This window comes from Micromonospora sp. CB01531, from assembly GCF_001905095.1.
Classification (GTDB): domain Bacteria; phylum Actinomycetota; class Actinomycetes; order Mycobacteriales; family Micromonosporaceae; genus Micromonospora.
This window is the reverse complement of record NZ_LWLS01000074.1, coordinates 33,650-49,958: the sequence shown is the minus strand read 5'-3', so window position 1 is coordinate 49,958 and position 16,309 is coordinate 33,650. Positions and strand designations below refer to the sequence as shown.

Genomic DNA, 16,309 nt, shown 5'->3' with positions numbered 1-16,309 from the left:
CAGTTACGTTAGCTGCCGCTGCACGAGGCGGGCGGTCAGGAACGGGCTGGGCGTGCCGTGCCAGAACACCGCCAGCTCGTCGCGGGGCCGGGTGGCCGCCACGAAGAGCAGGGAACGGTCCCGCTGGCGCTCGCGCTGGTAGCGCTTGGGGTCGGTGTCCCGGTACCGGCTGATCATCTGGCGTGGCACCAGCCCGTCACTGACGCCGGCGATGATCATGCGCTGGTACTCGAGGCCCTTGAACCGGTGCATGGTGCCGACGTGGATGCCGTCCGGCTGCTTCGGGCCGTCCGGCCCGATCTCCACGGCCGGCAGTTCGTCGGCTTCCAACCGGCTGAGCACGTCTGCCGCTAGTTCCCTGGTCGGTAGGCAGATGGCCACCGAGCCGTCGGTCGGGTTGCCCCAGGCCCGCAGCTGCTCGGCGATCAGATCCCGTTCCTGCGCCCAGGTCGCCGCGCCTCGGAACGCCGGCCGGGCGCCCCGCAGCAGCGAGCGGTAACCCGCCAGGTCCTCCTCGCCACCGTCCAGGTCGTCGTACACCTCTCCGGTCATGATCTGCAGTGCGTCGGCCAGGATTTGCCGGGTGGTGCGGTAGCTGAGGGTGAGGCGGGACGAGCGACCGCGGATGTTGATGCCGAGGCTGCTCAGGGTCACGTGGTTGTCGTAGATGCGTTGGTGGGTGTCGCCGGTGAGGAACAGGTCGTCCGGGCCTGGAGCAACCATGGCGCGCAGCATCTTCCAGTGGGCGGCGCTGAGGTCCTGGGCCTCGTCGACCACGATGTGGCGGTAGCGGGGGCGGTGGAAGCCGCCGGATGATTCGCTGGACGCTGCTGCGCGGTCCATCTCCAGGCGTGCTGCCCGCTGGGCAACCTGGCGCCAGGTCCAGACACCGCGGCCTTCGAGCCACGTGGTGAAACGCTCGGTCAGCTGCCAGATCTGGTCCCGCTCGACGCGGGTCAGACTGCGGCCTCGGTTGGGGCGACGCGCCTTGAAGTACTCAGTCCGAGAGTTGAGGACCTGGCCGAGGATCACCTGGGTCCACTCGGCGGCGAGGAACTCCGCGTCCCAGCCGGACTCGCCGGTCTCGAGGAGGAACTCGCTCCACAGCTCGGGGACCCGGTTGTCGTCGACGACCCGCCGGCTCCCACCTGCCTTCGCCTCGGTCACGACGCGGCTGGCAAGCCGGTCGATGTTGACGATGTCGACGCGCGCCACCAGTTCCTGGCCGCCGAGTGCCAGCAGCCGGGTCCGCAGGTCGGCGGCGAGGTTGCGGTTGAATGTGGTGAGCAGGATTGGCTTGTCCGTGCCAGGCGGCAGCTGCCGGGCGAGGTGCGCGACCCGGTGCAGCGCGACGATCGTCTTGCCGGTGCCGGGGCCGCCGCCGACCCGGGCAGGGCCGTTGTACTTCTTCTCGACCAGCTTTCGCTGAGTGGGGTGCAGGAAGATCTGCCACCGCTCGAAGGCTTCACCGATGATCGCCTGCAGCGCCTCGTCGTCCGAGGTGACCTGTGTGGCGGGGCGTTCCACCGCCGCTTCGAAATCCTCCGGGTCGACCGGTTCGTCGGCGCGTACCGGGTCGGTGACCTGCTTGAGCACCTCGTCGTAGGGGGTGCCGTCGAAGAGCGCGAACAGGACGTCGGTGGTGAGTTGCGGCGCCCGGTCGAGCAGTTCCAGCAGTTCGGCCTCGGTGGTGAGTTCGCGGATCTGCGGCAGCAGCGGCTCGGAGACGCCCAGGTCCAGGAGCTGGGCGTCGGTGTACACGTCGAAGAGGGGCTTCTGAGCGGGCTTCGGCTCGGTGTCCGGCGGCACGACCCGGCCGACGATGCTGTCGCCGACCGGCGCCAGGTCGATGACCTCGATGCCGCCGGTGATCCGGTTGATCCGGTACGCGTACCGGGACAGGTCGTCGTACACCTCGCCCCGGTGCTTGACGTCGACGAGCAGATAGTCCCGGTCGGCGATGTGCAGCAGCAGCGCCCGGTAGTCCCGGTTGACCCGGGCGGACATTAGCCGGGCGTCGCCGTTGAGCGACTTCAGGTTGAGCCCCGGGTTCTCCGGGTTGTGCCGGAACTTGTGCATGAACTCGTAGACTGCGCCGATTTCGGCGCGGGTGAGCTTCATGACCTCCTTGTCGGCTCGGTCCAGCATCCGCAGGGTGGCTCCGGTGCTCATCAGCTCTGTCCCCCACTCGTCCCCGTGAGCTGTGCTGCCAGCTCCTCAACCGACCACTCCCGCGCGGTCCGCGCATGCCAGCCCGCCTCGGCGTACGCGCGGTCCCGGTCTTCCGTCTCCGGGTCGTCGACCGGTCCCGTGAGCACGATGGCGATCCGCCGGTCGGGCCAGGCGAGTTCGGCCGGCCACGCCTGGTCGCCGAGCTCGTAGCCCACCACCGGCGCGGGCAGGTTCTGCCGCGCGAGCTGCTGGACGAGGAGCTCCAGCGTGTTCTCGTCGCGGTCCATGTACCGCAGGACCTCCTGCCAGGGCGACTCGTCGTCGACCGGATCCGGCTCGGCCTGCACCGGCTGAGGCGCGACGCCGAGCCAGGTGGCGGTTTCCTCGTCCAGTGGCAGTGCGCGCTGGGCCAGCACCAGCCCGGTGCCTTCGGTGACCGCCATCGACGCGGGATCGAAGGCGTCCAGCGCGGAGACCGCAAGCTGGCCGGCGTCACCACCGCCGTTGCCGAGGAACTGGATGACGTTGCCCCAGGCGAGCCAGGCCGTCCAGCGCTCCTTGTGTCCCTCGTCGGCGACCGCGGCCGGCAGGTCGTCGACGACGGTGAGCGCTGACCATGTCGGCAGTGGCTTGGTGCGGCCGTCGACAACGAGCGTCACTGCGCAATCGGCGTTGTCGCGAGCGCGGGCGACGATGATGTGGCGTTGCGGGGAGGGCGCGGGCAGCGATTCGCCGCGCAGCGAGGCGAGCAGTCGCTCACCGACGCCGGCGGAGTCGGTGGGGCTGTTGTCGCGGGCCTGCTTGAGCATCCCGGCCAGGGTCGCTTCCGCGCGGCGCTGCCATCGCACGAGATCAGGGTCGGCAAGGAAGCGCATCAGCTGCTCGACCGGGTTGGTCCAGATCGTCTCTTCGAGTTCGTCCGGGTCTGCGCCCGGGAGGAACTTCCGATAGTTGTCCCGGGCCGCCTGCTTGCAGACCCCGCCGTACGGCATCCAGCGCCCGTGTCCCTCGGCGCTCCCCCAGGTCTTGACGTCATCCCAGGTGGCGGCGAAGACCAGGTAGCCGTGGGCGCGCAGCCGGGCTCGCTTCTCGGCGTCGTCGGCCAGCCGGTTGTACTGGGGTGTGGCGTGGTACTTGAACCCGTCGAGATAGACCGCCACCTCAGGAGAGGGCGCGTCGAGTCGCTTGAAGTGCACGTCGGGTCGGGTGCCCTTGACCGTGTTCTGCAGCTTCATCTGCCAGTGGGTGACGCTCTGCCCGCCGTCGCGGATGAATCGCAGGTCGGCGATGCGGGCGCCGTCGTGGTCGCGGCGCCGGTCGATGCGCAGCCCGGAGCCTGGCGTCTCGCCGAGGGTGAGCAGCTTGGTCAGGAACTGCAGCTCTAGTTCGCTCTCCACCTGATGGATCAGCGAGATTTCATCGGTACGGGTGCCCTCCTGGACATCCCAGGTGTCGAGAAGCTTGTCGAGCATGCCCAGCGCCTCGTCGCGGCTCATCAGCGCGAAGTGCTCGTTGCGGGCGTAACGCAAGAGGCACCGGTGGCACACCGGCTTCGCCTCGTGCCGGCAGTCGCAGTCGGCGATGCGCTGCCGGGCCAGCTCCAGCACCGCGCGGAACTCCTCCGGCTTCGCCAGCCGGTGAAGGTAGCCGGTGCCCTGCGGCTGGGTGTCGTAGACGACCACGAAGTTGCGGGTGCCGTCGCTCTGCCCATCCGGCATGGTGGCGGACACGGCCTGCAGATGGGCCGGCTCGCCGCCGTACTGGGCCGATATGCCGAGCTTGATCGCGGCGGCGAAGGACAGCAGTCTCTCCTGCACCAGCGCGGTCGCCGCCGGAATGAGGATGCGCAGCGCCTCGGTCTCGAGCTCGTGGGCCAGGATCAGGTCCACGTGCGCCTCCGGCACTGCCGGGGAGCGCCGGTACGGACACCAGGGCCGGTGATGCTCCGCGCCCTGCACGACGGTCGCACCGGAGGCCTGCGCAGCGAGCTGCTGGCTCGCCGCCGGCAGGCCGTCTACGGTGGTGCCACCGCAGGAGGTACAGGTGTGGAACCGGTTGATCCGCACCTCGTCACCGGCGAAGAGCTCGGCGGCGCGGTCGTACCGCTGGGCGCCGAGGTTGAAGTGGCGGATCATGGCGTGCCGGCTGTAGTCGACGCCGAAGGTGTCGTGCGCGTGCCGCCACGACGAGCCGACCTTGGCGGGGTCGATGTCGACCGCGACGGTGGTGGCGTAGAAGCGGCGGTCCCGGTCGTCGCTGTCATCCCGGATCCGGGCGTCGTCGCGCTTGTCCCGGCTGTAGACACGGGTCGGCTGGAGCACCTGGAACAGCCGTCCGTGGTCGGCGATGCCCCGATCCTGGCAGCGCGGGCAGACGCTGGTGTCCTCCTTGGCCAGGTGGGTGCGCACGTACCCGCACTGGGCGCAGACCCGCCACTGCTCGTACGCGGGCCGGTCGGCCGGGCCGACGTCGAGGCCGGAGATCTCGTGCTTGTAGCCGCGGATGTAGTAGCTGTTGCCTGGGGCGATCTCGACGAGCGCTTGGCGGGCGGGGCGGGCGTACTCGCGCAGTTCGCTGTGGAACCGGCGGTCGCCGTCGGTCTGCTCCTCCCAGGTCAGGGTGGCTTCGAGGTCGGTACGGCTGTCGATGAGCGCGTAGTTCGGCAGCAGCCCAAACTCGACCATGGTGCCGTGGGCGGCGGCCGCGCTGACCTCGCGTAGGCGGCGGCGGACCGCGGCTTCCTCCGCCTTGAGCATCCTGATCTCGCGGGCGTGGTCCGGGTCGCTGGGCACCAGGGCGCCGCGGGCGGTGGCGATCTCCTGGAGGCGGCGCCGCAGATCGGCCAGCCGTTCCTCCCAGGTCTCGTCGGCCTCCTTCACCCGGTGCACGATGCCGTCGACCGCGAACTCCCGAAGCTGGTCGGCGGCGGCGCGCAGGACCTTGTCACCGAACAGCGCCAGGAAGTCCTCCACCAGCCGGGCGCCGTCGCGGCGGCCGGCTTCGGCGAGGTTGGTGAGCCAGCCGCTCGGTCCGAAGAGGACGTGCGCCCGCCGGGGCATCGGCAGCACTCCGGGCAGCCGGCCGCGCGCGGCCAGGTCGATCAGGTGCGCCAGGTACTGCCGGCGCAGGATCTCCACGGCGGACAGGAAGCAGCCGGGTGGCACAATGTGCCCGGCGATCATGTCCCGCGGCTCGGTCAGGTAGTAACGGTCCCGCTCGCTGCGCCCGACCAGGGTGAGCACGAGGGCGTTGCCGCTCTTACGGCCGGCCCGGCCGGCCCGCTGCACGTAGTTGGCCGGTCCGTGCGGGAGGGACGCCAGCACAACCGCGGAGAGCGCCCCGATGTCGATGCCCATTTCCAGGGTGGGCGTGCAGGAGAGCACATTCGGGTCGGTGTACCGCTGGCCCTCGCGGAACTGCTTCTCCACAGTCTCCCGCTGGGCGCGGGTGAGCATGCCGGTGTGCTCGCCGGTGACGACCCGGAAGACGGAGCTTTCCAGGTAGAGCCGCCGGTAGTAGTCGTCCGGCGCGGTGTCGTCGTGGGCGGCCTGGAGCCGGCCGCGGCAGCGGTACTGGCGGCACGGCTGGCCGAGCCAGTCGCCGACCCGGTCGGGGTGTTCGGTCTGCTGCCAGTGGCAGGTGTCGCAGCCGACTCCCGCGCGCACGGCGTCGGCGTCGGCGAGCCGCGTGACCCGCAGGTGGCCGGGCATCAGCCCGTACACCGCGTTGCCGTCCTCGGCCTCGCCAGCGGCGACGATGCCGGCGGCGGCCAAGGCCGGCAGCAGCCGGGAAAGATAGGTGCCGGTGTCGCCGAGGTCCATGCCGAGGCACCGCGAGGTCCAGTCCTGGTACCAGTTGCCACGGGCCGCGATCGCGTCGAACTCGGAGCGGGACTTCGACGTCGCGAGCAGGAACGCCGGCGCCGACACACCCTTCGGGAACGCGGGCATACCGGCCGGGCGGCCACCCCAGACCTGCCACCGGGTGCCACCCCGCTTCAGGTACGGCACCAGCCACTCGTGGTAGACCGCGCCGCGGGTCCGCAGCCGCTCCAGCAGGCCGCGAAGGAACGCGAGGTAGCGGGCGTCGTCCGGGGGCGCGGCACTGAGCTGCGCGGGGCCGGTGAGGTGGACGTCCCGGCAGATCGCGGCGGCCTTCGCGGGATCATCGAGGGCGACCTCGACGGCGACACTGCGGGTCAGCTCCAGCGTGCGCCCCTGGCGGGAGCGCAGCCCCGTCTCCATCACGGCGGCGAAGACGAGTCGCTCGCTGATCAGCGACCAGGTCTCCCGGCTGCCGGTGTGCTCACCGGCGAGGAGACTGTCGACCCCCGGCTGGTCGTGCAGGTCGGGCGGGACGACGGTGGAGAGGATCTCCGGCTGGGCGGCCGCCTCCACCATCTTCGCCACAAGATCGTCGAGCCCTACGGGCTCACCCGGCGAGAGCTGGTCGGCCAGCAGGGAGCGCAGCGAGAAGGCGTAGGAGCGGTTGGCGACGAAACCGGCACGGTGCGCGGCGTCCTGGACCGAGTCGTTGAACAGGAGCGTCTTCTTCTCGCGCTCGTCCAGCTCCCCGCCGGTGAAGAGCTGGGTGATCGCTACCGAGGCGAGGGTGGCCAGACCTGCACCGAGGAAGCGGATGCCGTGGTCCATCTCGCAGGACGGGCAGCGGTCCTTTTCCGCCGCGTCGATCGCGGACAGGTCGCCGAGCACAACGATCGCGTCGTCGCCGGGCTCGCTGTCCCGTTGCGGGTCGAAGGGGCGCACCCGGCGGCCGTACTCCAGGACCAACAGGCCGCCGGGGCGCTGCCGGATCTCATCCTCGGTCGCGGCGATCAGCGCGCGGACTCGGCGCTTGTCCCTGCCAACACTGGCCCGGTAGATCTTGTCCGGGTCGGTCTCCAGCTCCTGCGGGTCCTTCTCCGGCGACAGCGCCATCCAGCCGGAACGGCCGCAGTGCCGGCAGTAGATGGCCGGTAGCCGAGGGTAGCGGTTGTCGGCGACCACCACGTCCGCGTCGGGCGCGTACGGGTCGAGCTCGCGGGGTGATTCGCCGTACCAGCCGAAGGCGGGCTGGTGGGAGGTGCCGCGCAGCAGCCGGGAGACCGCGCGTACCCACAGGTGGGTCTCGATGTTGAGCAGCGGGCGACCCGGCGCCTGCGGATTCTGCGCCATCGAGAGCAGGCCGACGAAGCGGGCGAGGGCCTTCGCGGTGACCTCGGGGCGGGTTTTCATGGCGCTGCCCCAGCCGGTGGCGTTCTTCCGGGGCAGCACGTCGATAATCTCGTCGAGGGTGCCCGGCCGTGCCTGCAGCGAGTCGAGCACCGCCTTGGTCAGCGGGTGCTGGCGCAGCAGCTCACCGAGTCGAGTGGGGTTGTCGAGGCAGGGTTCGCCGAGCACCAGTTCGGCGACCTCGGCCATCATCCGGTCGGGGTGGCGTTCGTCGACGGCGGCGAGCTGCTCGGGGCTGGGCAGCGGCAGGTTGAAGTCCTGGCGGGCCATGAACTCGCCTGGCTCGTAGCGGTCCTCCCCCACGAGCGATTCGGCGTCGAAGGGGACGCCGAAGACCTGCTCGGCGACCTCACGGATGGCCGTTCGGCCGTCCCGGCCACCACCCTCGCCGAGGGTGGCGGAGGTGGCGACCGGGCAGATCGGCCCGAGCGGCCGGTCCGGCTCGTCAAGACCGAGCGCGGCGGCGAGCCGCCGCAGCAGCATCGCCACGTCGGTACCCTGCGCGCCGTCGTAGGTGTGGAACTCGTCCAGCACCACGTACGCCGGCTCGGCTCCCTCCCAGAGCGGCAGGTCATCGGCGCGCTGCAGCAGCAGGTCCAACATCTTGTAGTTGGTGATCAGGATGTCCGGCGGAGTGCGCCGCATCTCCGACCGCTTGGTCATCACATGCGGGTACTCGATCGCCGCCACGTCACCGATGTAAAGGCCGGCGGTGACCCCGCTGAGCTCCGGATCGGAGAGAAGCTCGTTGATGCGCTGCGTCTGGTCGGTCGCGAGGGCGTTCATCGGGTAGAGCAGGATCGCCTTGACGCCGGCCCTGCCCTGCTGCCGCTGCCGGCGACAGTGGTCGAGCACGGGAATCAGGAACGACTCGGTCTTGCCGGAGCCGGTGCCGGTGGTGATCAGCGTCGGCTCGGCCGCCCTGCCCTTGGTCGACAGTCGGGCGAACGCCTTCGCCTGGTGCAGGTAAGGGGTGAAGTCGGCCGGTGCCCAGTCCAGGCACGCCCGCCAGTCCCCCTCCGCCGGGCGGAAGGGGGTGCGGATCCGCAGGTACGGCCCGCGGAAGATGCCCTGCTCCGGGTGGGAAAGAAAGCCCTCCAGGCCCTGGCGTACGCCCTCCTCGGTCAGGCCGAAGGTGGTCGTCAGGTACTGCGTGAGGGCCCGGCGCAGGGTGTCGGCGGCGATGGTCGGCTTCATGCTGTCTGCCAGCCCGCGTCGATGGCATCCTGAAGGCGCTTGCTAAAGACGGCGTGCGCCTGTCGGTACTCGTTCTCCCGATGCGCCCTGTAGAACGGCGCCTTGTATCCCTCAGGTGGGGGGTTCCGATCCGGGTCGCTCAAGTACGCCATCAACTCTTCGTAGTGCATCTTTTCTTGCCCAAGCCCAAAAGCGTTATGCGCCCTCGCTATCCTACGACCGGCCGAGTCAAACCACATCTCGCTCTCACGATCGGCGAGGATAGCGTATCGAGACTGATAGACGGCGGCCAGTTCCTCGAAGGAGATGCCGAGCCAAACAGCCACAATCGCATCGATTTCTACCAGCGCCTGCCGCCGTGCACATTCGGTCCGTAGAGGAAACTCTTCTGTCCATGTCTCACCACTTATCCCAAGCGACTGGAGGCCACTGGACTTGATCGCCCACGCTTCATGCACCCAGCCAGGCTCCGCCAACTCTCGCAATAATGGGGCATAGGGGCGGGTCAGGCAATTCAAGCGCAGCACCCTCAGAAGCAGGGCCGCTGCCAGAGGATGGTCGATTGCAGGCGTTGGCATTGCAAGCACGTCCCCTCCATACAAGGTTGACTTGCCTGCTATTCGGATCAAATAGTCGAGCGGGAGGCTCGCCCAGAAGCCGGCGACAAGGGCGGTTTCTCGATTGGTTGGAAGAGCGAGGGTGTGAACGGCCTTCACGTGAGTTGGCCCAGGCGGCACGAGGGACGCAAAAAGGCTCCGCTCCGTGTCAAATGGGATCATCTCACGCCAACACACGCGAAAGAAATCCGTGAAATCCCTTCCGTCCCACCGCTCCTTCAGCGAGTTGAACTGACTCTCATTCGGCCCGCGCACTAGCGTCGTAGATGGAACGAAGTCAGCGGGCAGGCAGCCTAGGTCCACCGGATCCCAGTCGTTGTTACTCCGACAGGGCTCCCGCGGCTCCTTGCTGAAGGGTGTTGCGGCCGCGAAATGTGGACCCTGAAGAATAACGTCCGCGAGGGTTTCGACCCTGCCGCTGAACTCCTGGAGAACGCCTTCACGCTTGGCAAGGCCCTCGACATATCCACGACTGATCCATGGCCGCCGTGAACCGAGTTTGAGCCTCGCGTGCGCCAAGGCACGCATCGCGCCCTGTTCGGCCATCGTAACCGGGTAACGAATCGGAGTTTCCAAAATCGCGAGGTCTTTTACGCCGGAAAGCTCTTTCCATTCTGCGAGCACAGCCTCGTCGACTTTTACGACCCGATCCCGATGTGGCCGAATGTCCCATTGCGATCCAAGCTTCGTTCCTGGTCTTGGCCCAATGCCGTCATGATTCAGCGAGGCGACCAAAACCGACGGATCGAAAAGGTAGCTTAGGTGAAGGAAGTCCGGACCTTGAGCCCGCCCATAAATATGGACTCCGAAAGAGAAATTGTTATGAACGTCGGCGAGAATCTTTCGTTCGTTGCGGAAATGGGCATGAACTCGCAGACGCTGAAGAGTGCTAGACCGCAAACGCCTCTCATTGGTCCCGGTCAGGTGAGAGTCAGGATGCAGTAGGCCAATTACTCCATCCGACCCGGCCACGCTCCAAGAGTGAAGAATGAATGCCCTGTAGAGGTCGATTTGCGTTCCCACTAGTTGCGGGTAGTTTGCCCCGGCACCGAGAAACGCTACAACGCTCGCATTTCGCGCCATCTCGCTAAGGTACGTCGGCGCGCCCGCTGTGAGCACCTCAGCCTTACGCCGACTCCGATTAAATTGATCGAAGGCACCCTTCACCGCGAAGGCAGGCTCAAGTTCGGCGAGAACAACGTCTTCTTCCCAGCGCGGGCGAACCCAAGGTGGGTTGCCAACCTGCAGGTCGAAGCCGCCATTGGCGAAGGCTTGGGCGAAAAGGAGCTCCCAATGAAAAAAGCCCTGCTGTTCCGTAAGCTGTTCGGCGGCGAGCAACCATGGGAACCGGTCGGCGAGGGTCCAGGACGAGTCCACCCCGACCAAGCCCTCCAGCCGACCCTCGAACTCGCTCATCTCTTTCAGGCTCGTGAAGGTCCTGCCAAAGAACCGTTCGGTGTCCTCGTCCAGGTCACGCCTGCCGATGAGTGCCTCGACGAAGGTGAGCCAGTCGTCGAGGTCGACCAGCGGCACCTGCTGGCGAAGCTGTTCGGCTATCGTTATCTGCCTTGTGCCGCCGGTCAGTTTGGTCGGCATCTTGAGCTGCTGCGGCTGTACCTGCCCGAAAAAGTCCGCGACCTCGTAGACCGCTGGCTCCTCGTGCACCGGCTCCTCGCGGACGTGGGTGACCTGAACCGGGCTGGGCGGATATGCGGCGTGGTCGGAGCCGTCGAGCAGGCCGACCTTGTCCAGCCGCCAGAACCACAGTGCGCACCACACGTCCATTAGCGTCTTGAGCCGCCAGTACGGAGTGCCGGGGGCGGTCAGGTCGGAGAGGATCTTGTCCCGGGCTACCGCCTCGGTCACGGGCGGCAGGTCCACTGCGCCCCAGACCTTGATGTCGCGGCGGATCTCCCCTTCAGAGATGTCGAGCCGCTGCTGCACCAGCCCCCACAGGAACTCTACCCGGCGGGCCAGCGCCTGCAACCTCTTGACCTGGGAGTTCCTCCCCTTGGCGGACGGCACCCGCTTCATCGCCGTACGCCATGCCTTGAGCCTGGCGGTCTCCTCGGGTGCGAGCTCGCGGGCCTCCTTCTCCCCCGCGGCCGCGCCCCACCCGTCGGCGGGGAGCAGGAAGTGGTGGATGCTGCCCTCGCCGATCGGCCCGTCCCGGAACGGCTTCTCCGTCGGTGCGGTGGTCAGCCACGACTTGTCGGCGAGCTGCTTCGGGTCGTAGAGCTTTCGTCCACAGCCGATGAGGGAGTTGCCGCGCTGGAGGTGCAGACCGAACCAGGGCGCTTTGAGGCCGGCGTGCATGACGTTGAGCCAGAGCGACACCTCGGCCAGCTCGACCGCAGTGCGGTTGAGGTCGACGCCGTAGCAGTTGTGCAGGGCGATGTACGCCTTCACCCGCTGAAGTTCCAGGTGGTACTGCTCGGGGTCGAGAGTGGTGTCAAGCTCCTTCTGCCGGCGGCGCAGGTATTCGGCGGCGACCTGGTTGATCGCCTCGTTGAGGAACGCTCCGGAGCCGAGCGCCGGCTCGCAGATGGTCCAGTTCAGCAGCTCGCGTGCCGGCGTGACCGTGCCGTCTTGGTCGAGGCGGTACTTCAGGGCGAGCTGAACGGTGACCTCGGTGAGCGACTGCGGGGTGTAGTAGGAGGCGCTGGTCTGGCGGTCACGGCCGGCGAGCCGGTAGACGAACGCGCCGGGGGCGTAGCTGACCCGGCTGCGGACGCCCGTGTACGGGTCCTCCTTGTAGACGAAGACGCCGTCGTCGTATTCGTCGGCCTTGGAGGCCGGGATCATCCAGGAGCCGTCCTTGGGGTCGCCGTTCTTGGCGACCTCGTAGAGCTGCTCGGTGGCGACGAAGCCGGTGTAGGACATCAGGCCTTCGTAGACGGCGCCGAGTTGGTTGATGCCGAGCTGGGCGTAGGAGATGAAGCCGCCGCGGCGCTTCCTGGCACCCTTGGTGAGCATCAGCCGGCGCAGCACCTGGTAGAGGACCTTGTTGCGCAGCCGGGTGTCGATGGTCGGCGCGCCAGGGGCGTCCGGATCGTCGCTGTCGGGCTTGGGAATGAGCCGACCGATGAGCTTGGTCTTCTCCGGCAGGAAGAGGTCCGACTTCATCGGCTCGAAGCGCAGGCCCTCGCCCTCGCTGGCCTTGTCGTCGACTTCCGCGCCGCCGCGTTCCCGGTGGCCCTCGTTGACCATGCGGAAGAGCAGGTCGAGCGACTCGTACAGGTGGAAGCCGCCCTCGGCGGAGGGGGCGAGCCGGCGGGAGACGAGGTCGCCGACGCGGGCGAGGCTGTAGCCCTCGACGTACTCGCGGTCGTTGACCGGCAGCACGCCCAGCTCGGGGCGGGCCTCGGCGTAGAGCAGGAAGAGGATTCGGTAGAGGTAGCGCAGCGCTTCCCGGCCGAGCTCCTTGGCTAGTTCGTCGAGGTCCATCACCTGTTGCGGCTGGTAGCCGGCCTGCCGGATGCGGTCGAGGACCTCGTTGGCGATGAGTTCGACGGAGACCTTCAGGCCCTCGCGGAGTTCGCTGGAGACGCCGACGGCGTGCTGGCGGGAGCCGGCGACCAGGTCGGCGAGGGGTTCGGTGCCACCCTCGGCGGGCGGGCGCAGCGAGTCGGCGCCGAAGAGGGCGGCGACGACGTCGTACTCCTTGTCGTCGTTGCGGGCGTACGCGGTGTCTAGGCTGACGGCGAGGTAGCGGCCTTCGCCCCAGGCGCTGCGGTCGGCGAGGGTGATGACGCCGCCGCTGAGGATGAGTACGTAGCGGGGCGGGTTCTCGGCGGCGAAGAGCCAGGAGGCGAGCTTCGCGCCGGTGGTGATGGTCTCGTTGCCGGGCAGGGTGACCGCGTCGAGGAGGCGGCCGGCCTCGTCCGGGTCTTGGGCGGCCTCGGTGTCGACGGCCCAGCCGCAGTCGAGCGCGACGATGCCGTGCCCGGTGGTCAGCTCGGCGTGGGCGACGGTGATCTGGTGTTCCTGGCCGGCGCGCTCGACGGTGATGGTCTGCGGCTGCGGCTCGAAGCCAAGCTCCCGCAGCAGGTCCTGGTGCAGCTTGCGCAGCCGTTCCGCGTCGAAGAACTCGTCGTCGGCCAGCTCGGTCTTGGCGTCGAAGTAAGGCCGGCGCATGCCGCGCAGTCCGGCGCGGGGCGTGACACGCCCGCCCTTCTCGTCCTCCGACCACTGCTTGAGCAGGCCGCCCTTGAGGGTGGTGGGCAGGATCTCGGCGAGGTAGTGGGCGGAGAGGTATTCGCCGCGGTTGGTCAGCGACTCGAAACTCATGCTGCACTCTCCGGGGACGGTACGAGGACGGCGAGCACCCGCAGCAGCGGGTCGCCGGCGGTTTCCAGGCGGTCGAGCAGATCGTGCTGCTCCTGGACGGTGGTCTGCACGCGCTGGCGGCGCTTCTCGCGGTGCGGCGCGGGCAACTCGTCGAAGATGCTGGCCTGCTGGAAATGGGTCAGCTGCTGGCGGTACTTCTCCAACGGCTCGGCGTTGGCCGCGGCCCACTCGTCGCGCTTGCCCTCCAGGTACTCCCGGGCCACCTGAACGGCCTGCGGCAGGAGCTGGCTGAGCGGTTCGAGCGCGATCGCTTCCGCGCGGTTGACCATCGACGGGTCGACGTTGGCCTCGCGGAGTGCCACGTCCATGGGCCGGATCTCCGGCGCCACGGGCAGGCCGGAGACGGCCATCCACTGCACCACGGTCGGCTGGCCGAGGCGGTTGGCGTAGACGCCCTGGATCAGGTAGGTCGGGGTGGCCACGTCGGCGGTGAGCACCGGGGCCTGCTGGCGGCCGAGGCGGATGAGCACCTTGTCGACCAGCCAGTCGACCATCGGGTGGACGTCGCTGAGGAAGGCGATCTCAGGCCACATCGGTGTCTTGCTCTGCCGGGCCTGGTCGAGTTTGCGTTGGGCGAGGGTGCGGTCGAAGGTGACCTTGAGCCGAAGGTCTTCGCCTTCGCCGTGGGCGCGCAGGTAGGAGCGGGGCAGGTCGGTGAGCCGGTGGACCAGGTCGTCGGGGGCGAGGAAGGTCAGCAGTTCGTCCTCGCGGCGCAGGTCGATGTGGTCCTCGGGCCGGTCTTCGTAGATTTCGTGCAGGGCTGCGTCGACGAAGTCGCGGGTGGAGTCGAACAGCTTCGGCACCCGGGCCCGCGCGATATCAGCGGCGACGGGGGCGGTGCCGACCTCGCCGAAGAGGTCGGCCATCACGTCGATCTCGGCGTGGACGGCTTCGTAGGATTCGTCGACGGTCTTGCCGTTGAGCAGGTCGCGGACCAGCCGGTCCTCCTCGGCCTTGGCGTCGTAAAGGCCGGTGGCGGCTTCGACGCTGCCGAGGCTGCGGTGGGCGACTTCCTCGCGCTTCAGCAGCTTTTCGGAGACGGTCCGGTCGTCCTTGGCGTCCTCGCGGTCGGAGGTGAGGATGAGCGCGCGGAACTGGGGCTGGTGCTTCTGCCCGTAGCGGTCGATGCGGCCGTTGCGCTGCTCGATGCGGATCAGGCTCCACGGGATGTCGTAGTGGATCAGGTGGTGGCACTGCTGGTGCAGGTTGACGCCCTCGGAGGCGACGTCGCCGGTGAACAGCAGCCGCACCTCGCTGCCGGCCAGCTCGAACTCCTGCAGGATCTTCTGCTCGTCGATGTCGGCGACGCCGCCGTGCAGGACCCGTACGGCGTTCGGCTTGAGGCCGAGCATGGCGGGAACGGCGTCGGCGAGCCATTTGATGGTCGGCACTCGCTCGGAGAACACCACCGCCCGGGTGTTACTGCCCTTACCGACCCCGATCTTCTTGAGCTCCTCGACCAGTTTCTGCAGCTTGCTGGAGGCCCGGTCGGTCATCGCGGAGGTGAGTTCCGCGAGCCGATCGAGCGCCGCCCGCTCGGCACCGGTGGCCTTCTTGCGCCGGTTGGTCACCGTCTCGTGCAGGGCACGGTGGGAGGAGAGGAAGGACTTCAGCAGGGTGTACGGGAAAAGCCGGTGCTGGCCGGTGATCGCCTCGTCGCTCCATTTGCCGGCCAGCCACACGTCGGTCAGCTCGTCGAAGATCTGCTCCTCGGGCGGGCTGGCCTGGCAGTGCACCGCCTGGGACGGGCCGCGGTCGGCCCAGCGGTCGCCGATCTGGTCGCGTACCTCGGGGCTCATCTTCGTGCGGCGCAGGTAGAGGTGGGCGATGTCCTTGGCGTCGTAGTCCTTCTCGTTGGCGATGGCCGCCGGGTCGAGCAGCGAGATCAGCTGTGCGAAGGAGTCTTTGTCGCCGTTGTGTGGGGTGGCGCTGGCCAGCAGCAGCGCGTCGGTCTTCGCGGCGAGCCGGCGGGCCAGCTCGTTGCGCTGAGTGCCTTTGTTGATGAGGTTGTGCGACTCGTCGATGACGACGACGTCCCAGGTGGTGGCGTCAAGGTGGTGGCCGAACTGCCCGGCGTCCTTCAGCGTGTCGACGGAGATGATGGCCCGCTTGAAGTAGGTGAACGGGTTCCGCCCGGCGGGGATCTCCTGCTGGATGCGCTGGATGCCGGTCGAGTCGAGCCGAACGAGGGGGATAGCGAAGCGGGTCCACAGCTCCCGCTGGAACTGCTCGAGCACCTGCTGCGGGGAGACGACCAGGATTCGTTCGCCTCGGCCCCGGCGGATCAGCTCGGCGAGGATCAGCCCGATTTCCAGGGTCTTGCCCAGGCCGACCACGTCGGCGAGCAGGATCCGCGGTCGCAGGCCGGACAGTGCCAGTTCGACCGGGCGCTGCTGGTAGGTCAGCGGGTCGAGCAGGAACCGGTCGGCCAGGGCCAGGCCGCGCTCGGTGCGGGGTAGCGGAGTGCGCCGCAGCACCGCTTCCAGGAAGAGCCTGCTCTGCCGGAACCGCGACGAGTGGTCAGGGACCAGTTCCGTTTCCTCGGGGACCAGCGGCGTGATGTCTTCGAGGGCGGTGAAGAAGGTCGCCTCGACGTCCTGCACGAACTCGGACACGCCGACGGCCTTGATCATGGTGCCGTCCGCCGTGCCGGTCTTGACGCTGCGGACCAGCCACTCCTCGTCGCGTACGACGATGCGGGAGCCCGGGGCGAAGGTGGCGTCCTGGGAGGTGGTCATCTGG

4 protein-coding genes are annotated in these 16,309 nt (G+C 68.3%); all 4 read right to left on the bottom strand.

What is annotated here, in order from left to right:
• Positions 1-3 precede the first annotated feature (3 nt).
• Genes A6A27_RS21445 through A6A27_RS21430 form a run of 4 tightly spaced genes read right to left on the bottom strand, consistent with a single transcriptional unit; the run spans position 4 to position 16,305 of the window.
• Positions 4-2,172 (bottom strand): UvrD-helicase domain-containing protein, encoded by a 2,169-nt coding sequence (locus A6A27_RS21445; protein WP_073836428.1) that lies wholly within the window; start codon positions 2,170-2,172, stop codon positions 4-6.
• A complete protein-coding gene (locus A6A27_RS21440) occupies positions 2,172-8,600 on the bottom strand; it encodes a DEAD/DEAH box helicase (RefSeq protein WP_073836426.1) in 6,429 nt (2,142 codons plus the stop codon). The genes A6A27_RS21445 and A6A27_RS21440 overlap by 1 nt, the downstream gene beginning before the upstream one ends.
• Positions 8,597-13,507 carry a restriction endonuclease gene (locus A6A27_RS21435; RefSeq protein WP_073836425.1) on the bottom strand — a complete coding sequence of 1,637 codons (4,911 nt, stop codon included), beginning with the start codon at positions 13,505-13,507 and terminating at the stop codon, positions 8,597-8,599. The genes A6A27_RS21440 and A6A27_RS21435 overlap by 4 nt, the downstream gene beginning before the upstream one ends.
• A complete protein-coding gene (locus A6A27_RS21430) occupies positions 13,504-16,305 on the bottom strand; it encodes a helicase-related protein (protein ID WP_073836424.1) in 2,802 nt (933 codons plus the stop codon). The genes A6A27_RS21435 and A6A27_RS21430 overlap by 4 nt, the downstream gene beginning before the upstream one ends.
• Between the last annotated feature and the right edge of the window lie 4 nt (positions 16,306-16,309).

Excerpts from the sequence above, each read along its gene's own strand:
- A6A27_RS21445 (WP_073836428.1), bottom strand. The coding sequence starts at position 2,172 with ATGAGCACCGGAGCCACCCTGCGGATGCTGGACCGAGCCGACAAGGAG.
- A6A27_RS21440 (WP_073836426.1), bottom strand. The coding sequence starts at position 8,600 with ATGAAGCCGACCATCGCCGCCGACACCCTGCGCCGGGCCCTCACGCAG.
- A6A27_RS21435 (WP_073836425.1), bottom strand. The coding sequence starts at position 13,507 with ATGAGTTTCGAGTCGCTGACCAACCGCGGCGAATACCTCTCCGCCCAC.
- A6A27_RS21430 (WP_073836424.1), bottom strand. The coding sequence starts at position 16,305 with ATGACCACCTCCCAGGACGCCACCTTCGCCCCGGGCTCCCGCATCGTC.